This window comes from Ruegeria sp. YTSA064 (genome assembly GCF_059610325.1).
On record NZ_JBXWNK010000002.1, the window covers coordinates 281,033 to 303,939 of the forward strand.

Annotated in this window: 23 protein-coding genes; 13 read left to right on the forward strand and 10 right to left on the reverse strand. The window is 55.1% G+C overall.

The annotated features are described in order from the left end of the window. Window positions 1–51 precede the first annotated feature (51 nt). From AC2FI7_RS03890 to AC2FI7_RS03905, 4 genes are read left to right on the forward strand one after another with little or no spacing between them, the layout of a single operon-like run. Entirely contained in the window at window positions 52–1,653 is a 1,602-nt protein-coding gene (locus tag AC2FI7_RS03890; protein ID WP_496833249.1) for a L,D-transpeptidase family protein, read from the forward strand. Between the two features lie 34 nt (window positions 1,654–1,687). Continuing rightward, entirely contained in the window at window positions 1,688–2,779 is a 1,092-nt protein-coding gene (gene lpxD / locus AC2FI7_RS03895; RefSeq protein ID WP_010440191.1) for a UDP-3-O-(3-hydroxymyristoyl)glucosamine N-acyltransferase, read from the forward strand. A 32-nt stretch (window positions 2,780–2,811) separates the two neighbouring features. Continuing rightward, window positions 2,812–3,069, forward strand: a complete 258-nt coding sequence (locus AC2FI7_RS03900) for an acyl carrier protein (protein ID WP_010440190.1) — start codon at window positions 2,812–2,814, stop codon at window positions 3,067–3,069. 8 nt (window positions 3,070–3,077) lie between these two features. Further along, the gene (locus AC2FI7_RS03905; protein WP_010440189.1) at window positions 3,078–4,286 is read left to right on the forward strand and encodes a beta-ketoacyl-[acyl-carrier-protein] synthase family protein; all 1,209 of its coding nucleotides are present in this window, start codon (window positions 3,078–3,080) and stop codon (window positions 4,284–4,286) included. Window positions 4,287–4,335: 49 nt separating this feature from the next. Here the strand turns inward: AC2FI7_RS03905 and AC2FI7_RS03910 are convergent, their stop codons facing one another. Continuing rightward, complete coding sequence (locus AC2FI7_RS03910; RefSeq protein WP_010440188.1) at window positions 4,336–4,929, reverse strand: invasion associated locus B family protein; 594 nt, start codon at window positions 4,927–4,929, stop codon at window positions 4,336–4,338. A 451-nt stretch (window positions 4,930–5,380) separates the two neighbouring features. Here AC2FI7_RS03910 and AC2FI7_RS03915 point away from each other — a divergent pair, with 451 nt between their 5' ends. Beyond that, window positions 5,381–6,928 carry a helicase HerA-like domain-containing protein gene (locus tag AC2FI7_RS03915; protein WP_010440187.1) on the forward strand — a complete coding sequence of 516 codons (1,548 nt, stop codon included), beginning with the start codon at window positions 5,381–5,383 and terminating at the stop codon, window positions 6,926–6,928. A gap of 44 nt (window positions 6,929–6,972) precedes the next feature. Here the strand turns inward: AC2FI7_RS03915 and AC2FI7_RS03920 are convergent, their stop codons facing one another. The 7 genes from AC2FI7_RS03920 to AC2FI7_RS03950 form a co-directional block, all read right to left on the reverse strand. Next, window positions 6,973–7,227 (reverse strand): hypothetical protein, encoded by a 255-nt coding sequence (locus AC2FI7_RS03920; protein ID WP_010440186.1) that lies wholly within the window; start codon window positions 7,225–7,227, stop codon window positions 6,973–6,975. Window positions 7,228–7,414: 187 nt separating this feature from the next. After that, the gene (locus tag AC2FI7_RS03925) at window positions 7,415–8,728 is read right to left on the reverse strand and encodes a branched-chain amino acid ABC transporter permease (protein ID WP_010440185.1); all 1,314 of its coding nucleotides are present in this window, start codon (window positions 8,726–8,728) and stop codon (window positions 7,415–7,417) included. After that, the gene (locus AC2FI7_RS03930; protein ID WP_010440184.1) at window positions 8,725–9,735 is read right to left on the reverse strand and encodes a branched-chain amino acid ABC transporter permease; all 1,011 of its coding nucleotides are present in this window, start codon (window positions 9,733–9,735) and stop codon (window positions 8,725–8,727) included. Before AC2FI7_RS03930 ends, AC2FI7_RS03925 begins: the two co-directional genes overlap by 4 nt. Next, on the reverse strand, window positions 9,735–10,157 hold the full coding sequence (locus AC2FI7_RS03935) for a hypothetical protein (RefSeq protein WP_010440183.1): 423 nt from the start codon (window positions 10,155–10,157) through the stop codon (window positions 9,735–9,737). Before AC2FI7_RS03935 ends, AC2FI7_RS03930 begins: the two co-directional genes overlap by 1 nt. 13 nt (window positions 10,158–10,170) lie before the next feature. Further along, window positions 10,171–11,001: an ABC transporter ATP-binding protein gene (locus tag AC2FI7_RS03940; RefSeq protein ID WP_010440182.1), complete on the reverse strand. Its 831-nt coding sequence runs from the start codon at window positions 10,999–11,001 to the stop codon at window positions 10,171–10,173. After that, a complete protein-coding gene (locus AC2FI7_RS03945) occupies window positions 10,998–11,786 on the reverse strand; it encodes an ABC transporter ATP-binding protein (protein WP_010440181.1) in 789 nt (262 codons plus the stop codon). Before AC2FI7_RS03945 ends, AC2FI7_RS03940 begins: the two co-directional genes overlap by 4 nt. Before the next feature lie 129 nt (window positions 11,787–11,915). Next, window positions 11,916–13,097, reverse strand: coding sequence for an ABC transporter substrate-binding protein (locus tag AC2FI7_RS03950; protein ID WP_010440180.1), 1,182 nt, complete (start codon window positions 13,095–13,097; stop codon window positions 11,916–11,918). A 170-nt stretch (window positions 13,098–13,267) separates the two neighbouring features. Here AC2FI7_RS03950 and AC2FI7_RS03955 point away from each other — a divergent pair, with 170 nt between their 5' ends. Both AC2FI7_RS03955 and AC2FI7_RS03960 read left to right on the forward strand, forming a co-directional pair. Beyond that, on the forward strand, window positions 13,268–14,362 hold the full coding sequence (locus AC2FI7_RS03955; RefSeq protein ID WP_496815301.1) for a PQQ-dependent sugar dehydrogenase: 1,095 nt from the start codon (window positions 13,268–13,270) through the stop codon (window positions 14,360–14,362). Between the two features lie 81 nt (window positions 14,363–14,443). Then, window positions 14,444–14,971, forward strand: coding sequence for a GNAT family N-acetyltransferase (locus AC2FI7_RS03960; protein ID WP_010440178.1), 528 nt, complete (start codon window positions 14,444–14,446; stop codon window positions 14,969–14,971). 19 nt (window positions 14,972–14,990) lie between these two features. Here the strand turns inward: AC2FI7_RS03960 and AC2FI7_RS03965 are convergent, their stop codons facing one another. Next, entirely contained in the window at window positions 14,991–15,995 is a 1,005-nt protein-coding gene (locus tag AC2FI7_RS03965) for a GlxA family transcriptional regulator (RefSeq protein ID WP_010440177.1), read from the reverse strand. A 169-nt stretch (window positions 15,996–16,164) separates the two neighbouring features. Here AC2FI7_RS03965 and AC2FI7_RS03970 point away from each other — a divergent pair, with 169 nt between their 5' ends. After that, window positions 16,165–17,535 (forward strand): class II 3-deoxy-7-phosphoheptulonate synthase, encoded by a 1,371-nt coding sequence (locus tag AC2FI7_RS03970; RefSeq protein ID WP_010440176.1) that lies wholly within the window; start codon window positions 16,165–16,167, stop codon window positions 17,533–17,535. A gap of 52 nt (window positions 17,536–17,587) precedes the next feature. Here AC2FI7_RS03970 and AC2FI7_RS03975 read toward each other — a convergent pair whose 3' ends face one another. Continuing rightward, window positions 17,588–18,205 carry a PAS domain-containing protein gene (locus AC2FI7_RS03975; protein WP_496833251.1) on the reverse strand — a complete coding sequence of 206 codons (618 nt, stop codon included), beginning with the start codon at window positions 18,203–18,205 and terminating at the stop codon, window positions 17,588–17,590. Between the two features lie 286 nt (window positions 18,206–18,491). Between AC2FI7_RS03975 and AC2FI7_RS03980 the strand changes: the two genes are divergently transcribed. The 5 genes from AC2FI7_RS03980 (at window position 18,492) to AC2FI7_RS04000 (ending at window position 22,832) form a co-directional block, all read left to right on the forward strand. Then, entirely contained in the window at window positions 18,492–19,382 is an 891-nt protein-coding gene (locus tag AC2FI7_RS03980; RefSeq protein ID WP_010440174.1) for a YicC/YloC family endoribonuclease, read from the forward strand. Between the two features lie 15 nt (window positions 19,383–19,397). Beyond that, on the forward strand, window positions 19,398–20,039 hold the full coding sequence (gene gmk, locus AC2FI7_RS03985) for a guanylate kinase (RefSeq protein WP_010440173.1): 642 nt from the start codon (window positions 19,398–19,400) through the stop codon (window positions 20,037–20,039). Next, window positions 20,036–20,557: a gamma carbonic anhydrase family protein gene (locus tag AC2FI7_RS03990; protein WP_010440170.1), complete on the forward strand. Its 522-nt coding sequence runs from the start codon at window positions 20,036–20,038 to the stop codon at window positions 20,555–20,557. The genes gmk and AC2FI7_RS03990 overlap by 4 nt, the downstream gene beginning before the upstream one ends. Window positions 20,558–20,563: 6 nt before the next feature. Beyond that, entirely contained in the window at window positions 20,564–21,595 is a 1,032-nt protein-coding gene (locus tag AC2FI7_RS03995) for a sensor histidine kinase (RefSeq protein ID WP_010440167.1), read from the forward strand. A 181-nt stretch (window positions 21,596–21,776) separates the two neighbouring features. Then, window positions 21,777–22,832, forward strand: coding sequence for a substrate-binding domain-containing protein (locus tag AC2FI7_RS04000; protein WP_010440165.1), 1,056 nt, complete (start codon window positions 21,777–21,779; stop codon window positions 22,830–22,832). Window positions 22,833–22,907 lie beyond the last annotated feature (75 nt).

Consider the following 22,907-nt stretch of genomic DNA (forward strand, 5'->3'; position numbering starts at 1 on the left):
TAAACGCCGTAGAAATTTTGCGGCAAATCATTGAATAACCAAGGCTATCTGATGTCGTTTGTTTCTCGCGCTCGTTCTAGTGTATTTGCAGCTACCTTTGTGGCAGTTTCAGCTTCTGTCGCATTGGCGGGGACATCTGGCACCGCCTTCCAGATGGCGGTGGCTGAAAGCACGATTTCAAACACTGCGATCGCTGAATTCTACCGAAAAAATGCGTTTGATCCAGTGTGGGTAGGCAGCACTCCTGAACATGAAGCGCGGCGCGCTGCCTTGATCAAGGCTTTGTCAACAATCGACATGCATGGGCTTCCACGCGCGCGCTATGATGTCTCAGCATTGATCGCGAAGATGCAGGACGCCAGAACAACCCGTGATTTAGGTTTGATCGAGGCTGAGCTAAGTCAAATTTTTGCTAAATATGCCAACGATATACAGTCCGGTGTTACTTCACCTTCGCAAATCGATGCTGGCCTTGTACTGGATGTTGAACGGCGCAGCACGCAAGAACACCTGAAGCGTCTTGTTGCCGGCGATGGTGATGAGTACTTCCGTGAGATTATGCCTCAATCACGCCAGTATCGCGCTTTGATGAAGCAGAAAATTGCGCTTGAAACGCTGATCGAACAGGGCGGGTGGGGTGAGACCGTTCCTGTCACAAAGCTTGAGCGCGGAGACACAGGCGCGAATGTCATCAAATTGCGCAATCGGTTGGTAGCTATGGGTTATTTGAAACCCACTGCAAGCCCCAACTATGATGACGTGTTGCTTGCTGCCGTTCAGGCGTTTCAAACCGCACATGGGCTTGAACCGGATGGCGTAGCAGGTAATGGAACCATCACCGAGATCAATCGGCCAGTATCCGACCGTCTGAAAGCGGTTTACGTTGCTTTGGAACGTGAGCGTTGGTTGCCCGAAGAACGTGGTGAGCGCCACATTCTGGTGAATCAGGCAGACTTTTCGGCAAAAATCGTTGATGACGGTCAGGTCACGTTTGAGACACGCGCAGTCATTGGCAAAAATACACATGATCGCCGTAGTCCGGAGTTTTCGGACGAGATGGAGCATATGGTGATCAACCCCAGCTGGTATGTTCCGCGCTCGATCATCACCAAAGAGTACCTGCCGAAATTACAAGCTAACCCGAACGCAGTGGGGCATATCCAGATTACTGATCGTGGGGGGCGGCAAGTTAACCGGGGCGCTGTTGATTTCACCCAGTTCACCGCAAGGAACTTCCCGTTCTCGATGCGTCAACCACCAAGCAGAAGCAACGCGCTGGGTCTGGTGAAGTTCATGTTCCCGAACAAGCACAACATCTATCTCCATGATACACCACAGAAATCTTTGTTTGCGCGCGAGGTTCGGGCTTTCTCACACGGATGTATTCGATTGGCGCAGCCATTTGAATTTGCATATGCATTGCTGGCCAAACAGGAAGAGGATCCAAAATCTTTCTTCCATCGTGTGTTGAACACCGGGAAAGAGACGAAGGTGAACCTTGAAAACCCGGTGCCGGTGCATCTGATCTACAGAACGGCCTATGTCGGACCGAAGGGTGAGGTTCAATATCGCCGTGATGTATATGACCGTGATCGTAAGATCTGGGAGGCATTGCAAAAGGCAGGGGTAGCCCTGCCGGACGTTCAGGGGTAATCACGGGGCAACTACGCGCCACGAGGAAGCCCGCATGCAATTCACAGTTCAGCAAATCGCCGACGCTCTTGGTGCTGTGGCCGAGGGTCAGACGAGTTTGACGATCCTTCGCGCAGCCGAGCCAGGCGATGCGGGACCAACCGATCTGGCGATGGCAATGTCGCCCAAATATGCCGAGGCCTTGGCGAATGGCGCGGCGCGGGCCGCTGTACTTTGGGATGGGGCAGATTGGCAGGCTTTGGGTCTTGAGGCCGCCATCTTTGTTCAGCGCCCGCGTATGGCGATGGCCGGAATAACATCGATGCTGGATCGAGGGCAGGGCATTGCACCGGGGATCCACCCATCGGCTGTTATCGATGAAACTGCTGAGATTGGAGAGGACGTATCGGTCGGTCCGCTTGCCGTGATCGGAGCGCGGGCAAAGATCGGTAAGGGTTCGGTTATCGGCGCGCATTGCGTGATTGGAATGGATGCAGCGCTGGGTGAAGGCGCTCTGCTTCGCGAGATGGTAAGCATCGGGGCACGGGCGCAGATTGGCGATCGATTTATTGCTCAGCCGGGCGCGCGTATCGGAGGTGACGGGTTCAGCTACGTCACGCCTGAGGTATCAGGCGCAGAAAACGCGCGGAAAACACTTGGCGATCAAGGGGATGCAAAAGCGCAAAGCTGGTTGCGCATTCACTCACTTGGGGCGGTCGAGATTGGTGACGATGTTGAAGTTGGGTCGAACTGTACCGTCGACAACGGCACTATCCGCAACACCGTGATCGGAAGCGGGTCCAAGTTGGATAACCTTGTACATGTGGGTCACAACACGCGCGTGGGGCAGGATTGCTTGCTCTGCGGTCAGACTGGAGTTTCCGGTTCGGTTGAGATCGGAAATAACGTTGTATTGGGTGGTCAGACTGGCGTTGCCGACAACATCTTTATCGGTGATGGGGTAATATCCGGTGGAGGCACCAAGATCCTGTCGAATGTGCCTGCTGGCCGCGTGATTATGGGTTATCCAGGGGTCAAAATGGAAAGCCACACAGAGATTTACAAAGCCCAACGCCGATTGCCCCGTTTGGCCCGTGACGTTGAGGCGTTGAAAAAGGCTGTTTCCAAACTGCCTCCAAGCGATTAAATCAACCCCAACACGATAACCAGGGGATCGAGATGAGCATCAGCGACCGCGTCATTGCAATCATTGCCGAGCAGGCCGTGCTTGAGCCTTCGGATGTGACGCCCGACAGCACGCTCGAGGATTTGGGCATCGATAGCCTGGGTTTGGTTGAGAGCATCTTTGCCATCGAAGAAGAGTTTGATATCACGGTGCCCTTCAACGCGAACGAACCCACCGCGAGTGATTTCGATATTTCAAACGTGGCCGCGATTATTGCGGGCATAGAAAAACTTGTATCGGAAAAGGTCTGACCTCCGGTATGAGACGCGTCGTCATTACGGGTGCGGGCACCATCAATTCGCTGGGTCATTCTGTCCCCGATACGCTGGAAGCCATGCGTGAAGGCCGATGCGGTATCTCAGATCTTGAGTTCCGTGATGTAGACCGGTTGTCGATCAAGATCGGCGGGCAAGTGCGCGGTTTTGAGGCTGAGGGGCGGTTCAATCGTCAGCAGATGACGCTGTATGATCGGTTCACACAGTTCACGCTGACCGCTGCCAAAGAGGCGATTGACCAGTCAGGCATTGTGTTCTCGGGCGATACCGCGGCACGGTCAGGCGTTGTTTTGGGAACTGCCGGGGGCGGTGTTTCAACCTGGGATGACAACTATCGTTCGGTCTACGAAGACGGCAAAAACAGGGTGCATCCATTTGTTGTCCCCAAATTGATGAACAACGCGGCAGCCAGCCACGTTTCGATGGAACACAACCTAAAAGGCCCCAGCTTCACGGTGTCGACCGCTTGTGCATCATCGAATCATGCCATGGCACAGGCGTTTCAGATGGTGCGCAGTGGGGCTGCACCAGCCATGGTGACTGGTGGGTCGGAATCGATGCTGTGCTTTGGCGGTGTTAAGGCGTGGGAAGGGCTTCGTGTCATGTCCAAAGATGCCTGCCGCCCATTCAGTGCTAACCGAAACGGGATGGTGCAAGGCGAAGGTGCGGGTGTCTTTGTCTTCGAAGAATATGAACATGCGCGTGCACGTGGCGCTGAGATCCTGTGCGAAGTCGTGGGCTTTGCCATGTCTTCAGATGCGGCTGACATCGTTATGCCAAGCAAACAAGGGGCTTCTCGTGCGATGGCCGGTGCCTTGGCGGATGCAAAATTAAACGCTAGTGACGTGGGGTATATCAACGCGCATGGCACTGGCACGGCTGCCAATGACAAAACCGAATGCGCTGCCGTTGCTGATGTGTTTGGCCCTCATGCAGACGACCTCATGATCTCGTCCACTAAATCAATGCATGGTCATTTGATTGGTGGAACTGGCGCGGTCGAGTTGCTGGCTTGTATCATGGCCTTACGCGACGGAATTGTCGCCCCGACTATCGGCTATGAAGAGCCTGACCCCGAATGTGCACTCGATGTGGTGCCGAACGAAGCGCGTGAGGCGAAGGTCGATGTCGCACTTAGCAACGCGTTTGCCTTTGGCGGATTGAATGCCGTTCTCGCGCTAAAGCGGATTTAAAAAAGCCGTCGCTGTTAAGCAACGGCTCGGGTTTTAACTAAATTCGGTATCAGTTTGCTGACTCCGTCAGGCCGTCAAATGCTGCGGTGAAACCGCTTAGCGACATCTCCATGTTCAGCACCTGATCCGGCAGGCGGGCAGGGACCAGCGAGAGCACTGCAGTGGATCCCGATCTCATGGCATCGATATCGCCCTGTGTCAGTCCCAGTTGCGCAAGACATCCTACCGGGACACAGTGGTGATAGTTATACAACTTGCGCGGCGCACCATCGATTGAAACCGCCAACTGAGCCTGCAGAAGTGTTTCAAGCGGAACCACGACGTTTGCCCAAGCGACGGCGGCACCTCCTTGCGGCAATTTGCCGATCGACACCTCGGCGATTGGATCGCCTTGCTGATTGTTCAGAATCTGAACCATGGCGCATGGATCCTGGCTAGCATCGGATTTGATGCAAGAAATTTTCCAATCGCCCGATTGCTCTTTCTCATATTGCTCACCAATCCGGGGACCGGTCTGGCCCAAATCCAGATCAGAACCGACCTCGGCCCCGGATTCCGGAGCGTCGGTGCTTTCCTGCGCCATGGCCGTGGTGCAGAAAAGTCCTGCCGCCACGATGCTAAGGTGTGCCAATTTCCTGATCATAAATGCCTCATCTTGATGATCCAGCTTTTTGCCTCGTCTAACATTGTTGTAGGGCGGTGTCAGGAACAATCCGAACGACGGTATGCAAATTACTCAATTTTTTGCCGAAACGCGCCAAACACAGCAAATTAAGCAGTGAACAGGCAATGAAAAAGGGAGCCGGTGGAGCGGCTCCCTTCTTGAATTTTTCTCCCCGTCGGACTGGCCGACTTAGTTATGCGCAGACGTTACGAAAGCGAAACCCATCGGTCAACTGCTAACCCCAAAAAAAGAACCGATATCGTTGGATTTGGTCAGAATTCATAAAAAAGCCGTGCCCGAAGGCACGGCCAGTCGACAGGGAGGAAGTTTGCCACCGCAGTCAGACCACGATGAGCAACATTTACTCTCGCAGCGAAAGGTTAACTTTGTATGCTTGCAGCAGATCGGTAGAACTCAGGACAGTTTCTTAATGGACAACAAAATATTCGTAGGCGGCGGCGGTGATGGATACTCAGTGGCACAGGGGTTGTCATTGAAATACGCGAACCGCCATGGTCTTATCGCCGGCGCGACCGGAACAGGTAAGACGGTAACGCTGCAAATTCTGGCCGAGGGGTTTTCGCAAGCCGGTGTTCCGGTGTTTCTGTCCGATGTCAAAGGTGACTTGTCGGGATTGGCGCTGCCCGGAAGCGAAAGTCACAAGCTGCATCAGGCCTTTCAGGACCGCGCTGCGAAGATCGGGTTCGATACGTTCTCGTACGCCGCTTGCCCGGTCACCTTTTGGGACCTGTTCGGTGAACAAGGTCATCCCGTCCGAACCACCGTAACTGAGATGGGCCCGCTGCTGTTATCCAGACTGATGGAGCTTAGCGAGGCGCAGGAAGGTATTCTTAACATCGCCTTTCGGGTCGCGGATGAAGAGGGCATGCCGCTGCTGGACTTGAAAGACCTGCAGGCATTGCTGGTCTGGATTGGCGAAAACCGAGCCCAGCTGTCGCTGCGATATGGCAACGTTTCCACGGCATCGATTGGTGCCATTCAGCGGCGTTTGCTGGTGCTTGAAAATCAGGGTGGCACGAACCTGTTCGGTGAGCCTGCGCTGGAGCTTGCAGATCTGATGCAAACTGACGAAAGCGGGCAAGGTATGGTGAACATTCTGGCCTCGGACAAATTGATGGGGTCGCCGCGCCTTTATGCGACTTTCTTGTTATGGTTGCTAAGTGAACTCTTCGAGGAATTGCCCGAAGTTGGTGATCCGGAAAAACCCAAGCTGGTGTTCTTCTTTGACGAGGCGCATTTGCTGTTCGAGGACGCTCCGAAAGTACTGGTGGACAAGGTCGAACAAGTGGCGCGGCTTATCCGATCGAAAGGTGTGGGCGTATACTTTATCTCGCAAAATCCAGCCGACATTCCCGAAGATATCCTCGGCCAACTGGGTAATCGGATCCAGCATGCGCTTAGGGCATTTACCGCACGCGACCGAAAAAACCTGCGTCTGGCGGCAGAGACCTATCGCGAGAATCCCGCCTTCGATACCGAGGCCGCCATTCGCGAAGTCGGCGTGGGCGAGGCGGTAACCTCGATGCTGCAAAAAAAAGGGGTCCCGGGTGTCGTCGAACGCACCCTGATCCGACCGCCGGGTTCTCAACTTGGTCCGATAACCAAGGCTGAGCGTCAATCGTTCATCGAAACGTCTCCGATGGGTGCCAAATACGGCACCCGGATCGATCGCAAATCTGCCTTTGAAATCCTGCAGGCGCGGGCCAATGCGGCGGCCAACGCGGCTGAACAGGCCGAATCCGACGAAGTTTTGGAACAGCAGAGCCCGATGGAACGGGAATATGCCTCGGCCCGCAGATATTCGGGCAGTCGTGTTGGGCGCTCTTCTTCGCGTGTCTCGCGAAAGAAGGATACTTTCGCCACGGCCATGAGCGAGGCCGTGATCAAAGAGCTGAAAGGAACGACAGGTCGCCGTATCGTTCGTGGCATCCTGGGCGGATTGTTTCGCAATCGATGAGGCGTTCGTTCATGCGCGCGATCAACAGGTCGCACGCCGCCTGATCAGCGCTTCAATCGTCGCAGGCCTTCTTGTTTGCAGTAGTTGTCTGCCTCGGGCACCGACATCTTGGTGGCGGGGAAATCGATCGCACGATCCCAGCTGACCCTGTCATGCCGGTAAAGCTGGCAGGTCACGACCCCTTTTGGTGTCTGCACCTTGACCGGGGTGGTTTCCAATTCCTCGGGCGTGGGTACGCAGGCCGATAACACTGCCAATGTCGGAACGGCCATAGCGAATATTTTGAGTGGTTTGTTCATAGCGAGGTCGATGCTCTCATCCTGGTAAACGTTCAGATCGTTAACAACCCTGCGCCAATCTCGCACAGAGCTCGGCACAGCAGCGATGTGGTGGTTCGCAGTGTGCAGGTTTAGCCCTTTCTGATCTTCCGCACAATAAAACGCGCCGGATCACGGCGCGTTAGGGGAATTTCTCACGAAATTTTGCTTATTTCTCTGGGATCAACCCTCTTGGGCTGAATCTGAGAACAATCAGCAGAATAAGTCCCATCGTGAACAACCGCATATGTGCTGCGCTGTCTATCAGATGCGATTTCAAAGCGCTGCCATCGGGCATTCCTGCGGTAATCAGGTTCATCAGCCACAGTCCTATGGGTTCAACCTGCACCCACAAGAACCAGATTAAGAACGCTCCCAGTACGGCTCCGAAGTTGTTGCCCGATCCGCCGACGATGACCATGACCCAAACTAGGAAGGTAAATCGCAGAGGGTTGTAGGTACCTGGTGTCAGCTGCCCGTCGAGCGTGGTCATCATTGCACCGGCAACGCCGCAGATGGCCGAACCCAGAACAAAGATTTGCAAGTGGCGGCGGGTGACGTCCTTGCCCATCGCCTCAGCCGCGACTTCGTTGTCACGAATGGCACGCATCATGCGGCCCCAAGGGCTTTTTAACGCCATCTGAGCCATCCAGAGCAGTATCAGCAACACGATGAGGAACAGCAACGAATACCCAAGCTTCACGGATAGGGTCGAGGCGGTGACGGGGTCCAGCCCGAACCATTCGGCCCGCGCGATGAAAGAGGGGTCTTGCTGCAGCTCAACCTCATAGCCCACCACTGGTGCGGGGCGCGGAATGCCGTAGACATTCTTGACCCCTCGGGCCAACCAGTCTTCGTTTTTCATAACCGCGATGATGATTTCGGCGATCCCAAGCGTAGCAATCGCCAGATAGTCCGACCGCAAACCCAGAGCGGTTTTACCGATCAGCCAGGCCGCGCCCGCGGCCAGCAGCCCTCCAGCCGGCCAAGCGAATAGGACCGGCAGGTTCAGCCCGCCGATATTGCCTGCTACAGCAGGATCAATCGCTTCGATCGAAGCAACATTGGGATCAAAGATTGCGCGGTAAACAAAAAAGCCAACGATCAGAATGCCGATGATCGCAAACGACCGTGTGCGCCCTTTCGGCATCTTCTGCGCGACCATAACGGCCGCGACCACCGTTGCCGCGCCCAGCAATAGCGAAAGAACGACACCGTATCCTCCTCCAGACCATGCGCCGGGGGTAGGTGGGGTTGAGATCAGAACAACCGCAAGCCCGCCCAGCGCGACAAAGCCCATGACACCGACATTAAATAGGCCCGCAAAGCCCCATTGCAGGTTCACTCCGATCGACATGATGGCCGAGATCAGGCCCATGTTCAGGATCAGGATCGCGGCGTTCCAACTTTGCGTGAACCCGGTCAACAGGATCAGGCTGCCAACGACAACAAATAGCAGTGTGTTTTTGACGGGCTCGCTCATATTACTTTTCCCTTGAACAGGCCTGTCGGCTTAAACAGCAGCACGATCAGCAAGATGGCGAAGCTGACGGCGAATTTGTAGTCGGTGGACAGGAACTGGACCAATCCGGACGGCTCCAGACTTTCCGGCGCCAGATAGGTCAGCACTTTCTTCCACGCATAGGTGACGGTCACCTCGGAAAACGCGATGATGAACCCGCCAGCAATGGCGCCCAGAGGGTTGCCGAGCCCGCCCACGATGGCCGAGGCAAAGATCGGCAGCAAAAGCTGGAAATAGACGAAAGGCTTGAAGCTCTTGTCGAGGCCGTAAAGCACGCCCGCCGTGGTCGCCAGGGCGGCGACGATGATCCATGTGATCATCACCACCCGTTCGGGGTTGATGCCGGACAGAAGCGCCAGATCCTCGTTATCCGAATAGGCGCGCATCGATTTGCCGGTACGGGTTTTGTTGAGGAACCAGAACAACGCGGCCACGGCAACCACCGCCACAACGACAGTGATGGCCTGAGAAGTCTTGATCGCAAGCCCCTCGTTCAGTCCCGTCCAAGCCTTGAAATCCCGCGCTTTGATCAGGAACCGCGCGCCGTCCGAAAACCGCTGGTCATCCGGCCCGATGATGAACCGCACGAGGCCGTTCATGATGAACATCACGCCCATCGACACGATCACCAGAATAACCGGCTTGGCCTTCTGCTCTCGGTAGAACCGATAAACCAGCCGGTCCGTGATCAGCACCAAAACGATACAGCCCAATATGGCAAAGGGCAGGGCGAGCAGAGCTGTCGGCAGCGGCCCGAAACTGACCCCGGCGGCCTGCATGGCCCACGTGACCAGCACGGCAATCATCGCGCCAAAGGCCATCGTGTCACCATGCGCAAAGTTCGAGAACCGCAGGATGCCATAGATCAGTGTCACCCCCAAAGCACCCAGCGCCAACTGGCTGCCATAGGCGATTGCGGGAACAAGAACGAAGTTGGAGAGCGCCACAAGGGCGTTGAGGAAGTCCATTAAAACTCCTGCTCGCATTTTCCAGAGAAAGTGCGTCGTCCATTGTTAGCTTTCGCATAATCGACATAACGCAGTGGTTGGGTGAACAATGTGACGGTTAGTTCGGTTGTCGAAGTTTTGGTCACATACATATGCTCGTGTCTGTCGTCTTCGGTCCAGGACGCCGCCAACAGGTCACTTTTTGAAACGGCTGTCCACTCTTGCCCGTCAGACAAGCTAATTTTGGAAGTGATATCACCAGCCTTCGCGATCCTATCGACTGAAAAGTCACCAAAGTTACTTTCAATACGCTCGGGCGGGGTGCCTAGCAGCTCAAGCATGAGTTCCTCACCCTCACAGTTTTGCACGTCAGTGCAGGCCTCTTGAAGGACGCAAGGCGCCGCCCAAGCCGTACTGCACATTGAGGCAAATGCGATCATCATTGCGGATCTCACGTCACCCCCCCAAGAAACTCTTACGAACTTCAGGATCGGCCAGAAGTTCCTTGCCCGTGCCGGTATAAGCATTCCGTCCCTGAACCAGCACATATCCCTTATCCGCGATCTCCAGCGCCTGACGGGCATTCTGCTCGACCATCAGGATCGGCAACCCAGTGCGCGACACCTCGATGATCCGGTCGAACAACTCATCCATCACGATGGGCGAGACTCCAGCGGTGGGTTCGTCCAGCATCAGGACCTTGGGCTGGGTCATCAGCGCACGGCCCACGGCGACCTGCTGGCGCTGACCGCCCGACAGCTCTCCGGCGGCCTGATTGCGCTTGTCGCGCAGGATGGGGAAGAGATCATAGACCTGTTCCATCGTCTCCGAGAAATCGTCGCGGCGGATGAAGGCGCCCATTTCAAGGTTCTCTTCAACCGTCATCGAAGTGAAAATGTTCGAGGTCTGTGGCACAAAGCCCATGCCACGCTGCACACGATCCTGTGGGCTGAGATTGGTGATGTCTTCGCCATCCAGGCGCACAGACCCTTGGCGCACATCTAGCATGCCAAAAACGGCCTTCATTGCAGTCGATTTACCCGCACCGTTGGGTCCCACGATCACCGCAATCTCACCCTTGTCAACGGCAATGGTGCAATCATGCAGGATGTCCGGCCCTTTGCCATAGCCGCCGGTCATGGTGTCACCAATCAGGAAAGGGCCGCCCTCGACTCGGTGAGTCTCACCGCTTTTGCGATGCGCTGGGGTCATTGTGCCGACACCATGCGTATTGGTGATCGAGGCGTCCTTGTTGCCCTTATCGTCCTGGTAGGGGGTGTCGCTCATGCGCCCGCCTCCAGCTTGTCTTTGTTCTTCAGGCCTGTGCCTAGGTAAGCTTCGATCACGTGTTCATTGGCTTTGATCTCGTCCAGAGTGCCTTCGGCCAGCACCTTACCCTCGGCCATACAGATGACCGGGTCGCAGATCTTGCCGATGAAATCCATGTCGTGCTCGATAACAACGAAGGTATAGCCGCGTTCCTTGTTCAGGCGCAGGATCGTGTCTGCAATGGTCATCAGCAGGGTGCGGTTCACGCCCGCGCCGACCTCGTCCAGAAACACGATCTTCGCATCGACCATCATGGTGCGGCCAAGCTCAAGCAGCTTTTTCTGACCACCCGAGACCTGACCGGCCTTGTGATCTGCCAGATGCTCGATGGTCAGGAACTCCAGCACCTCATCGGCCTTGGCTTTCAGCGCGCGTTCCTCATCGGCGATACGTTTACGCCCGAACCATGTGTTCCACAGCGATTCACCCGATTGCGCACCGGGTACCATCATCAGGTTCTCGCGGCAGGACATCGAGGAAAACTCATGCGCGATTTGGAAGGTGCGCAGCAGGCCCTTGTGAAACAGCTCATGCGGAGGCAGACCAGTAATATCCTCACCGTCCATGAAGACCTTGCCGCTGGTCGGTGGAAGAACACCCGCGATCACGTTGAACAGAGTGGTTTTTCCGGCCCCGTTCGGACCGATCAGGCCGGTGATGGACCCTTTTTGGATTTCCAGCGATGCCCCGTCCACCGCATGAAACCCGCCGAAATGCTTGTGCACGTCTTCGACGACGATCATCTTTTCCCCTTGCCGCCCTGTTCGGCGTTCTTGTTGTCATATCCCCTTAAGGGAGGTGCGGCCTTTTGTCATTGAAACAGCCCGGACACAAGGCCCGGGCTGCTTGATTTTATGACTATGAAGTTCGGATCAACGGAAGTTGACGGTCTTGTTCTCGCCGTCGGTCACTTCGATCTCGCGGTAGGATCCCGCGCTTTCACCGGGTCCGATCAGTTCAACACCAGATGCGCCGACATAGTCGATTTCCTGACCAGCAGCCAACAGTTCCAGACCTTTGGCCAGTTCACCGGGATAGATTTTCTCACCCGGAGCGTTGGCAACATCCATGATCTTTGCTCCGTATTCTGCCGGAGCGGTCGAGCCTGCGGCCTGCATGGCCAGCATGAACAGTGCGGCGGCGTCGTATGCTTCAGGTGAATAGGGCGACGAGCCGTCAAAACCAGCAGCTTCAGCCATGGCAAAGTACTTCTCGGCACCTTCGCCGCCAGAACCGGCGATCTGTCCGAACGAGCCGTTTAGGTCGGGCCCGACATTTGCGGGCAGCGAGTCACCGATCATGCCGCCAGGCAAACCGAACGTGTCAAACGCGCCGCTGTCCAGTGCTGACTGGATGATGCCCAGACCGCCTTGGTCCAGATAACCCGCAACCACCAGTATGTCGCCACCGGCGGAGGCCAGCGCGCCGACTTCTGCCGAGTAGTCAGCCTTGCCGTCTTCATGTGCAGCGACGATGGTGACTTCACCACCCGAAGCTTCGAATGAAGACTGGATCGCGTCTGCCAGGCCTTTGCCGTAGTCGTTGTTGGTGTATGTCAGAGCGATCGAGCCGATGCCGCGATCGTTCAGGATATCTGCCATCACCTGACCTTCACGCGCATCCGACGGGGCAGTGCGGAAGAAGAGGCCGTTGTCTTCCATCGTCGACAATCCCGGCGAGGTTGCAGAGGGCGAGATCATGACCATGCCGTTCGGAATCGCAACGTTCTGCAGGATGGCGCCAGTTACGCCCGAGCAGTCACCGCCGATGATGCCAGCGACGCCATCCGCGATCATGCGTTCGCCGTTCGATGTCGCCAGGCCATTGTCGATGCAGCCGGTGTCAGCACGCGTTCCGGTAACGGTTGAGCCGTCCAGCAGCTTCCCGGATTCTGTAACTTCGGCCATCGCCAGCTCAGCGCCCGAACCCATGGCTGGTGCCAGCGATTCAATCGGTCCAGTAAAGCCGAACAGCACGCCCAGCTTAACGTCGTCGGCCATTGCGGTGCCCGCTAGCAGGGCGGTTGCTGCGGTAGCGGTAAGCAGCTTTTTCATTAGGTTACTCCCTATTTATTGTTTGAACGTTGTCGTTCTGGGCACGACCCTAGGCAAGCTGTTCGGAAAAGAAAAGTCCTAACAAAAAAGTGCTTTTGTCCGCAGACAATCTATCTGCTTTGATGGGAATTGAGCCTTAATACCGAAGTATTGTTGGGAAGAGGGTAGAGATGCATAGAATTTTAGCGATTCTGATTCTGTCCTGTTGGTCGGTGTCCGGCTGGTCCGATGTTATCGAGACGTCGGTCGGGAAAACTCAACTCAGCCAAGTGGTGAAAGGCTTGGACACGCCGTGGGCCATTGGCATTCTTCCGGACAACAGTTTCATCGTAACCGAACGCGATGGAGAGCTTCTTTATGTCGCTGAAGGCGAGGCAAAGCGCGTCAAAGGGGTGCCAAAAGTGGCCGCGAACGGGCAGGGTGGTTTGCTTGATGTAACGATTGCTCGGAATTTCAGTCAAACCCGAGAGCTTTTTCTAACGTTTTCAAAGCCGCAAAGAGGTGGTGCGGGTACTGCAGTTGCAGTCGCGCGGTTCTCCGAAAGCGGGGATCGCCTGACCAACCTGCGCATAATTTTTGAGGCCGTGCCCGGCGGTTCCGGGGGTAGGCATTTTGGCTCGCGTGTCGTCGAGGCCGAGGATGGCTCTTTGTTTGTCACGATTGGAGATCGTGGGGATCGTCCGGCTGCTCAGGACCGGTCAAATCATTTGGGAACGGTTATTCGAATAAATCGAGATGGAACAGTTCCTCGTGACAATCCGTTTGTGGACAATCCCGATGTCCGGCCTGAACTCTGGTCGTTTGGGCACAGGAATCCTCAAGGAGCCAACTTGGATCAGCAGGGACGGCTTTGGGTTAGTGAACACGGGGCCAAAGGGGGCGATGAGGTCAATCTGATCCGGCCCGGGGCTAACTATGGATGGCCCGTGATCTCTTATGGGGTGCATTACTCGGGACAAAAGATTGGCGAAGGAACGTCGAAACAGGGGATGGAGCAGCCTAAGCACTATTGGGATCTCTCGATCGCACCTTCGGGGTTGCTTGTGTATTCAGGTAAGCTTTGGCCAGAGTGGAAGGGGGATCTGTTCGTAGGCTCTTTGAAATTCGACTATATCGCACGGCTTTCAGGCAATCCGCTGCGCGAGGTCGAACGGATCAAGAGTCCTGAAACAGAACGTGTCCGTGATATCGTAGAAGCGTCCGATGGGTCGATCTGGTTCATTTCGGTCGGGCAGGGCACGGTTTATAAGATGTCGCGCCTCTGATAATCTGCAATGAAGTTATTGAATTTTCCAAGTCATCGGAGCGTTTGGGTAACCCGGTGGCCAGTTGATTTGAGGTGCCAAATGAGTGGCTTCGTAATCGAATTGTGCAGCACTATACCACCGAAGAGCGAACTGAATTCTATCTTGAAAGAGTATTACGCGCTTATCGTTGTCAGAATGCAGGCAATGGGATTTGAGATAGATCCAGCTGCCCCTGAAAGCGCGCTGGCCGAGTTCTGGGCAAATACGGATGACTATTTGCCTCCGAATGGATGTTTGGTCGTAGCCAGAAATCAAACCCGAGACATCATTGGATGCGGGATGCTGAAACGGTTTGATTCCCGAACGGGTGAGCTAAAGCGGGTCTTTGTGATCGAGGGAGCAAGAGGAACCGGGGCGGGGCGTGCCCTGATCATGGCCCGTGAACAAGCAGCACGCGATATGGGTCTTAAGCGCCTGATCGCTGACACACTGACGCCAAATGTCGAAATGCGAAGCTTGTATCCCAAGCTCGGATTCGTTGAGCTTGAAGAACCGATCGAAACAACAACCTATCTGGATCAACCAATGCTTCGGCCGCACCTGCATTACTTCGAAAAAGAGTTGTAGGTCTGGCAGCGTCCTTGGATCAAACAGACAATCGCCCGCTCTGCGCACCACGTTCACGATAAGGCGTCGTATTATAGTGTGCCCGGTAGCATTTTGAGAAATGCGATGGGCTGGCAAAGCCACAGGCCAGCGCCACGTTGATGACACTCATATCTGTCTGCATCAGCAAGTTGCGCGCTTTGTGCAGGCGCAGTTCCATGTAGTAGCGCTTGGGGGAACGGCTAAGATAGCGGCGGAACAGGCGTTCAAGCTGACGCGTGGACATGCCCACGTCCTTGGCCAGAATCGATGGCGAGATCGGCTCTTCTATGTTCTTTTCCATCATCAGGATGACTTGGCTGAGCTTGGGGTGGCGAACGCCAATCCGTGTCGGCGTCGAAAGGCGCTGAGTGTCCTGATCCGTGCGGATCGATGAATATATCATCTGATCCGCGACTGCATTTGCCAGATCTTCACCATAGTCATCGGCAATCAGTTTAAGCATCAGATCAATCGACGATGTTCCACCTGCTGTGGTCATTCGATTTCCGTCCACCAGAAATACGGATTTGGTCAGTTCGACCGTATCGAATTCCTCGGCAAAGCTATCAGAGTTTTCCCAGTGGATTGTGGCGCGTTTACCTTCCAGCAATCCCGCTTTCGCAAGCGTATAAGCAGCAGTGCAGAGACCACCGATCTTCAGCCCCTTGCGGGCTTCGCGGCGCAGCCAGTTCAACACACGTTTTGTGGTGGCCGCCTGAACGTCGACCCCACCGCAGATCAGGATCACTTCATCGCGCTGCAATTCTTCGAGGTCTGCATCCAATTTGAAGGTGGTTCCGGCTGAACAATGCACCAGCTCTCCGCCTTCACCCGCCAGCGTCCAAGTATACAAATCGCGATTTGCCATACGATTGGCAATGCGCAGACTGTCGAGGGCCGAAGCAAAGGACAGCAGTGAAAACTTGTCCAAAAGGACAAACACAAAATTAAGTGGTTTGCCCGCGTCATTTTCCACGGTGACAACTTGGCGTTGCTCTTGCATGGCGAACTGTCCTTGATTCGGTACACGTCAGCTTCTTGGCGACGGCAGATATGCCCGTCAACATGCTCAAAGCTTGTTTGCGCCGTCAAGAGGTGCAAATCGCATATGGCCTCTCTTCAATGCTTTTTGTATAGAGACGATCTGAATTACCTCAGCGGAGATCCAAGCTATGACCGAGTGGCAAAAAACGAACTGGCGCAACAAGCCCCGAGTTCAGATGCCCGACTATACCGACGCGGCTGCGTTGGGAAAAGTCGAGGCGCAGCTTTCGAAGTATCCCCCTCTGGTTTTTGCCGGCGAAGCGCGGCGGCTCAAGCAGCATTTGGGTGCTGCAGGCCGGGGTGAGGCATTCCTGCTGCAAGGCGGTGATTGTGCTGAAAGCTTTGAACAGTTCAGTGCGGACGCTATCCGTGACACGTTCAAGGTGATGCTGCAAATGGCGATGGTTCTAACCTATGGCGCCAAGGTGCCTGTGGTCAAAGTTGGCCGCATGGCGGGTCAATTCGCCAAGCCACGCAGTGCGCCAACGGAAATTGTGGATGGTGTGGAACTGCCCAGCTACCGTGGTGATATCATCAACGAACTGGACTTTACGCCCGAGGCCCGAATTCCTGATCCGAGCAAGATGCTGCAGGCCTACACTCAGGCGGCCGCCACGCTAAACCTGTTGCGCGCGTTTTCGACCGGTGGTTTCGCGGATATGAGCCATGTCCACTCTTGGACACTGGGCTTTGCCGATGGGCAAGACGTTCAGAAATACTCTGAGATCGCCGACCGCATTCAGGATTCGATTGATTTCATGGGGGCGGCGGGCATCACTGCGGATACGACGCATGAGTTTTCGTCGGTAGAGTTCTACACGAGCCATGAAGGCCTGCTGCTTGAGTACGAAGAGGCGCTGACCCGTCTGGATTCGACCTCGGGCAATTGGTTGGCTGGCTCGGGCCACATGATCTGGATCGGCGATCGTACCCGCCAGCCCGACGGTGCGCATGTCGAATTCTGCCGCGGTGTCCTGAACCCGATCGGTCTGAAATGCGGTCCGACAACCAGCGCCGAAGACCTCAAGGTTCTGATGTCAAAACTGAACCCGGAAAACGAAGAGGGTCGTCTGACTTTGATCGCGCGTTTTGGCGCAGGCAAAGCGGGTGAGCATCTGCCGCGTTTGGTCCAGGCTGTAAAAGAAGAAGGTGCCAAGGTCACTTGGGTTTGTGACCCGATGCATGGCAACACGATCAAATCTGCGACCGGGTACAAGACACGACCGTTCGATTCCGTGCTGCGCGAAGTACGCGACTTCTTTGGAGTGCATCAGGCCGAGGGCACTGTTCCGGGTGGGGTGCATTTCGAGATGACCGGTCTGGACGTCACCGAATGCACCGGCGGTGTCCGCGCGGTGACCGAAGAGGATCTTTCCGATCGCTATCACACAGCGTGCGACCCGCGCCTGAATGCGTCGCAGTCGCTAGAACTGGCCTTCCTTGTTGCGGAAGAACTGACCAATCTGCGTCGGGATCGGGGCAAGCGCGCCGCGAGCTAAAGTAGCAGTGGTTCAAAGACGAAAACGGCGGGCAAGTTGCCCGCCGTTTTTTTTATTCATCCCGCGACGAAACCAGCTTTAGGTGCGGTGCGCCTTTGAACCCGCTCGGACTTTCGGCAAATCCTTCTGCAATGTTCGGCGCGTGTTTTGGCGGGGTCTGTAGATCGGAAACCTTGTTTACTCGGTGATCGGATATTGTGAACCGGCGCGGCGTGAGACCGATCATCCCATCACTGACCATGACACCCAGGACTCTGCTGATATCTCCCAGATCGCTCTTGAGTGGTAGCAAGATCATGCTCGCTTGTAAGCTAACCTGACCTAACGTCCCCTTTGAAACGAGCCCAAGTTCGGCAATTGCAGGTGCAGAGAACACCTGATCTAGAAGCTGCTTGGTGTCATCTCGGGCTTCGGGCTCGAAGAACGAGGTGAGCGGCATCCCGCGAACTTCCATTCCGGCCAGTTTGTTCAGATGGCTCCCGGCCAGACGAAATCGGGCAAGACCGGGTGCGATGCGTTCAAGAATGAAGGTGTATTCCAGAATATTCTCAAGCCCGCGCGGATCGATTTGTGACCGCATTGGAACGCCATCTGCTGTCAGCAATGCTGTCCAATAGGCTTCGGCCTGACGAATAGGGGACAGGCTGCGTCCACTGTCAAATCGGTCCATCGCGATGATCTTTCCAAATTCAGAACCGGATTTAGTACTGAAAAACCTCCTCATTTCATCACCCCAACGTCAATCGATCACGATTTTTCTAAAATGCCACCTAATGGGCAATGCTGCGACCCACCAGCCTTTTCCGCTGCAAGATTGACATGGGTTAATACAATTTTGGAGCAATTCTTTAACGAATGGTTAACCTCTCGGAATTGATCCGGATTTGAGCAAGGACTTGCCCCCTGCTGGTCAATGGCATTAGGTGCGACCAGTGAATTTGACGGAAAGGGCAGTCATGATCAAATCCATGACCGGGTTCGCCTCGGGTAAGGGCGCGTTCAGCCCCCATAGCTGGACTTGGGAGTTGCGCAGCGTCAATGGTAAGGGGTTGGACCTGCGTCTGCGATTGCCAGATTGGCTGACAGGGCTAGAGGCGGCGCTGAGAAGCGACCTGTCAAAGCAAGTCAATCGCGGCAATGTCACGCTGTCCCTGCGGCTGAGTCGTGAGGAAGCCGCTGCAGAAATCCAACTGAACACTTCTGCGATGAAGGCTTCACTGGAGGCGCTGGCTCAGACCGAGGCCATGGCTGGCACGCGCGGCGTGCTATTGGCGCCGTCGAAGGCCAGCGATCTGCTTTCTCTGAAGGGGATGATGGAAGTAGGCGGTGACACTGATGATCCGGAGCCACTTGTTGAGAAGCTGAAAGCGGAGTTTGGCGGGCTGCTTTTGGAATTTATTGAAATGCGAAGTGCTGAAGGAAAAGCGCTGGCAGGCATTCTTGGCGGGCAATTAGATCAGATCGCTGAATTGACAAATCAGGCTGTCAAATTGGCCGAAGGTCGTCGGCTGGAAATGGAACAGGCATTGCGAGACAATCTCGCGCGTGTTCTCGACAACGCCCAAGGTGCCGATCCTGAACGAGTAGCGCAGGAGCTTGCGCTTATTGCGGTGAAGGCAGACATTACCGAAGAGATCGACAGGTTAATCGCGCATGTCGCAGCGGCACGCGCGCTGTTGTCGCAAGACGGACCGGTCGGGCGCAAGCTGGACTTCCTGATGCAGGAGTTCAATCGTGAAGCGAATACGCTTTGCTCGAAATCGCAAAATGCCGAACTGACAGCAGTCGGTTTAGAGCTGAAGGCCGTGATCGATCAGATGCGCGAGCAAGTACAGAACGTGGAATAAGGACGGAAACATCACATGGCGGATCGCCGCGGTCTACTAATCATTCTGTCGTCGCCTTCGGGCGCAGGCAAATCTACTCTGGCCCGTCGCCTGATGCAGTGGGATGTCGGCCTTGAGTTTTCAATCTCAGCCACTACCCGCGCGCCGCGCCCAGGTGAGGAACATGGGCGAGAGTATTATTTCCTATCGGAAGATGAGTTCAAGCAACAGGTCGCAGATGGCCAGATGCTGGAACACGCTCATGTTTTTGGTAACTTCTATGGTTCACCTGCGGGGCCGGTGCGTGAATCCATCACGCAAGGGCGTGATGTGCTGTTTGATGTTGATTGGCAAGGTGAGGTGCAGATCCGCAATTCTGATCTTGGCAAACACGCATTGTCAATTTTCATCCTTCCTCCTTCGATCCGTGAGCTTCGGCGCAGACTGGAAGGGCGCGGTCAGGACAGCGATGATGTGATCGCCAAACGCATGCTAAAAAGTTGGGATGAGATCAGTCATTGGGGGTACTACGATTACGTCTTGATCAACGATGATCTGGGTGCAACCGAGGAAAAACTGAAAACCATTGTCAGTGCCGAGCGGATGCGCCGAATTCAGCAGCCCAGCCTGCAAAACCACATCCGCGCCCTGCAAACCGAATTCGATGGTCTATCATGACGATTTACGCTTTGGGTAAACACACACCAAAGATACACGAAGACACTTGGGTTGCACCTGATGCCAACCTGATTGGCAAGGTAGTATTGGAACAGGGGTCTTCGGTGTGGTTCGGCTGCACCATCCGCGCGGATCACGAGGAAATACGAGTGGGGGCAGGCAGCAACGTGCAGGAAAACTGCGTGATGCATATCGATGCCGGATATCCGCTGACGATAGGTCAGAATTGCACCATTGGTCACAAGGTCATGCTGCACGGCTGCACAATCGGAGACAATTCTCTGATCGGTATGGGTGCCATCATATTGAACGGCGCTAAGATCGGCAAAAACTGTCTGATCGGGGCAGGGGCGCTTGTTACGGAAGGTAAGGAAATCCCCGATAACTCACTTGTCATGGGATCACCCGGTAAGATCGTGCGACAGATTGATGATGCAGCTGCGCAAAAGCTGACTTTGAGTGCGCTGCATTATCAGGAAAACATGCGTAATTTTCGCGATTCTCTGCGACCGGTCTGAGTTTGCATGACTGACACTTTGCTCGCTGATCTTGTCTCTGCCATTCCCGCACCGGCGCTTCTGGTCGGGCAAACCGAGAGGATCGTTGCTGCGAACAATGAGGCCTTGTCTCTGCTGGGCCAAGCCATTGAAGGCCGGCACTTTGCAACGATCCTGCGGCAACCGCAGATCATAGATGCGGTTGAGCAGAGCCTCCGGTCGAAAGAACCGGGTCGGGCGCGACATCTGTCAAATGACGGTGCGCAGGATACCACTTTTGAAGTGCAGTGCAGGCCCGTCAATGGGACCGATGCCGTACTGGTTGTGTTTCAGGATGTCACGCATCTGGAACAGGCCGGCCAGATGCGCCGCGATTTTGTAGCCAATGTCAGCCACGAACTGCGGACACCTCTGACGGCGCTGATGGGGTTTATCGAAACCCTGCAAGGCCCGGCCCGTGATGACACAGCAGCACGTGATCGGTTTCTGCAGATCATGGCGGATGAGGCCAATCGAATGAACCGGCTGGTGGGGGATCTGCTCTCGCTTAATCGGGTCGAAAGTGAAGAGCGGGTCAGGCCCAAGGAACCATTGGAGCTGACCGGGTTAATTCAGTCGACGTTGAACACGCTACGGCCATTGGCAGATGATGCAGGTGTCGAGCTATCACTGGATGCCCCGAACGAGCCAATCACGATGGTTGGGGACAGCGATCAGTTACGTCAAGTTTTCACTAACCTAGTTGAAAACGCGATCAAATACGGCGGGAGTGGTGGCAGAGTCGATGTGATCGTGAATCTGTCCGAGCGAGATACCGCAATGCGCGGGCCAGCCGTGCGGATCAAGATCATAGATCAGGGTCCCGGCATCGATGCGAAGCATCTTCCCAGGCTGACCGAGCGATTCTATCGGGCAGACAGCCACCGCTCACGCGAATTGGGCGGAACGGGGCTGGGTTTGGCGATCGTAAAACACATCGTCAATCGCCATCGCGGACGACTGAAAGTGGATAGCGAGTTGGGACAAGGTGCCGTTTTTACGGTGATCTTGCCGCGTTGAAATTGCGCGGACGGTTGGTCATCCAGTCATGACGCATCGTCAAGTTAAGAATTTCTGAGAAATTCGTGAGTTGTCATGAAACTGTTACATGCTTGTCACAAAAGACTTACGCGAGCGTCATAGTGCTTCGCCCAGATCATCATAGGGGTGATCAGAACGTATATTTCTCAAGGAGACTGAGATGTCCTTTGTAAAACTGTCGGCTTCGGCTCTGGCCATCGCTGCCGTATCGGCGACCACTGCGGCCGCTCGTGATCAGGTTCAGGTTGCTGGCTCGTCAACCGTTCTGCCTTACGCTTCGATTGTTGCTGAAGCCTTCGGTGAGAACTTTGATTTTCCGACGCCTGTTGTTGAATCCGGTGGCTCCTCTGCTGGTCTCAAGCGTTTCTGCGAGGGCGTGGGTGAAAACACCATCGACGTTGCCAACGCATCGCGCAAGATCCGCGAAAAAGAGATCAAAGCCTGTGCTGACGCCGGTGTTACCGACATCATCGAAGTTCAGATCGGCTATGACGGCATCGTGTTTGCATCCGACATCAACGGCAACTCGTTCGCGTTCACACCGGATGACTGGTACAAAGCCCTTTCCGCTCAAGTTGTTGTTGACGGCCAGCTGGTCGACAACCCCTACAAAACTTGGGATCAGGTGAACCCGAACTTCCCTGCTCAGCCGATTGCTGCCTTTGTTCCTGGTACCAAACACGGCACCCGTGAAGTGTTCGAAGACAAAGTGATCCTGGCAGGCTGTGAGCACACCGGCGATTTTGACGCCTATCTGGCTGCTGCCGAAGGTGATAGCGACAAAGCCAAGAAAAAAGCCGCTGAAAAGGCTTGTATCGCGCTGCGTACTGATGGCGTTTCAGTAGACATCGACGGCGACTACACTGAAACTCTGGCCCGCATCGACAGCAACAAAGACGGCATCGGCGTCTTTGGTCTGGCGTTCTACGAGAACAACACAGACAAGCTGCAGGTTGCCACCATGTCCGACGTGGTTCCTTCGACTGAATCGATTGCAACCGGTGAATACCCGGTCTCTCGTCCGCTGTTCTTTTACGTAAAGAAAGCGCATATCGGTGTGATCCCCGGTCTGAAGGAATTTGCTGAATTCTTCGTCGCGGACGAGATTGCTGGCCCTGATGGCCCGCTGGCTGAATACGGTCTGGTATCGGACCCGGAACTGATCAAGGTTCAGGAAGCTGTTGCCAATGAAACCGTTCTGGGTGGTGGTTCTTAAACCATAGAACTTATGAACCGGGGCGATGCAAACACGCCCCGGTTCTTTTTGACTCCAACTCTGCCATCCCCATGG

Bases quoted from the DNA above. Each gene is read 5' to 3' on its own strand.
- AC2FI7_RS03890 (WP_496833249.1), top strand. From the start codon at position 52: ATGTCGTTTGTTTCTCGCGCTCGTTCTAGTGTATTTGCAGCTACCTTT.
- lpxD (WP_010440191.1), top strand. From the start codon at position 1,688: ATGCAATTCACAGTTCAGCAAATCGCCGACGCTCTTGGTGCTGTGGCC.
- AC2FI7_RS03900 (WP_010440190.1), top strand. From the start codon at position 2,812: ATGAGCATCAGCGACCGCGTCATTGCAATCATTGCCGAGCAGGCCGTG.
- AC2FI7_RS03905 (WP_010440189.1), top strand. From the start codon at position 3,078: ATGAGACGCGTCGTCATTACGGGTGCGGGCACCATCAATTCGCTGGGT.
- AC2FI7_RS03910 (WP_010440188.1), bottom strand. From the start codon at position 4,929: ATGATCAGGAAATTGGCACACCTTAGCATCGTGGCGGCAGGACTTTTC.
- AC2FI7_RS03915 (WP_010440187.1), top strand. From the start codon at position 5,381: ATGGACAACAAAATATTCGTAGGCGGCGGCGGTGATGGATACTCAGTG.
- AC2FI7_RS03920 (WP_010440186.1), bottom strand. From the start codon at position 7,227: ATGAACAAACCACTCAAAATATTCGCTATGGCCGTTCCGACATTGGCA.
- AC2FI7_RS03925 (WP_010440185.1), bottom strand. From the start codon at position 8,728: ATGAGCGAGCCCGTCAAAAACACACTGCTATTTGTTGTCGTTGGCAGC.
- AC2FI7_RS03930 (WP_010440184.1), bottom strand. From the start codon at position 9,735: ATGGACTTCCTCAACGCCCTTGTGGCGCTCTCCAACTTCGTTCTTGTT.
- AC2FI7_RS03935 (WP_010440183.1), bottom strand. From the start codon at position 10,157: ATGATGATCGCATTTGCCTCAATGTGCAGTACGGCTTGGGCGGCGCCT.
- AC2FI7_RS03940 (WP_010440182.1), bottom strand. From the start codon at position 11,001: ATGAGCGACACCCCCTACCAGGACGATAAGGGCAACAAGGACGCCTCG.
- AC2FI7_RS03945 (WP_010440181.1), bottom strand. From the start codon at position 11,786: ATGATCGTCGTCGAAGACGTGCACAAGCATTTCGGCGGGTTTCATGCG.
- AC2FI7_RS03950 (WP_010440180.1), bottom strand. From the start codon at position 13,097: ATGAAAAAGCTGCTTACCGCTACCGCAGCAACCGCCCTGCTAGCGGGC.
- AC2FI7_RS03955 (WP_496815301.1), top strand. From the start codon at position 13,268: ATGCATAGAATTTTAGCGATTCTGATTCTGTCCTGTTGGTCGGTGTCC.
- AC2FI7_RS03960 (WP_010440178.1), top strand. From the start codon at position 14,444: ATGAGTGGCTTCGTAATCGAATTGTGCAGCACTATACCACCGAAGAGC.
- AC2FI7_RS03965 (WP_010440177.1), bottom strand. From the start codon at position 15,995: ATGCAAGAGCAACGCCAAGTTGTCACCGTGGAAAATGACGCGGGCAAA.
- AC2FI7_RS03970 (WP_010440176.1), top strand. From the start codon at position 16,165: ATGACCGAGTGGCAAAAAACGAACTGGCGCAACAAGCCCCGAGTTCAG.
- AC2FI7_RS03975 (WP_496833251.1), bottom strand. From the start codon at position 18,205: ATGGACCGATTTGACAGTGGACGCAGCCTGTCCCCTATTCGTCAGGCC.
- AC2FI7_RS03980 (WP_010440174.1), top strand. From the start codon at position 18,492: ATGATCAAATCCATGACCGGGTTCGCCTCGGGTAAGGGCGCGTTCAGC.
- gmk (WP_010440173.1), top strand. From the start codon at position 19,398: ATGGCGGATCGCCGCGGTCTACTAATCATTCTGTCGTCGCCTTCGGGC.
- AC2FI7_RS03990 (WP_010440170.1), top strand. From the start codon at position 20,036: ATGACGATTTACGCTTTGGGTAAACACACACCAAAGATACACGAAGAC.
- AC2FI7_RS03995 (WP_010440167.1), top strand. From the start codon at position 20,564: ATGACTGACACTTTGCTCGCTGATCTTGTCTCTGCCATTCCCGCACCG.
- AC2FI7_RS04000 (WP_010440165.1), top strand. From the start codon at position 21,777: ATGTCCTTTGTAAAACTGTCGGCTTCGGCTCTGGCCATCGCTGCCGTA.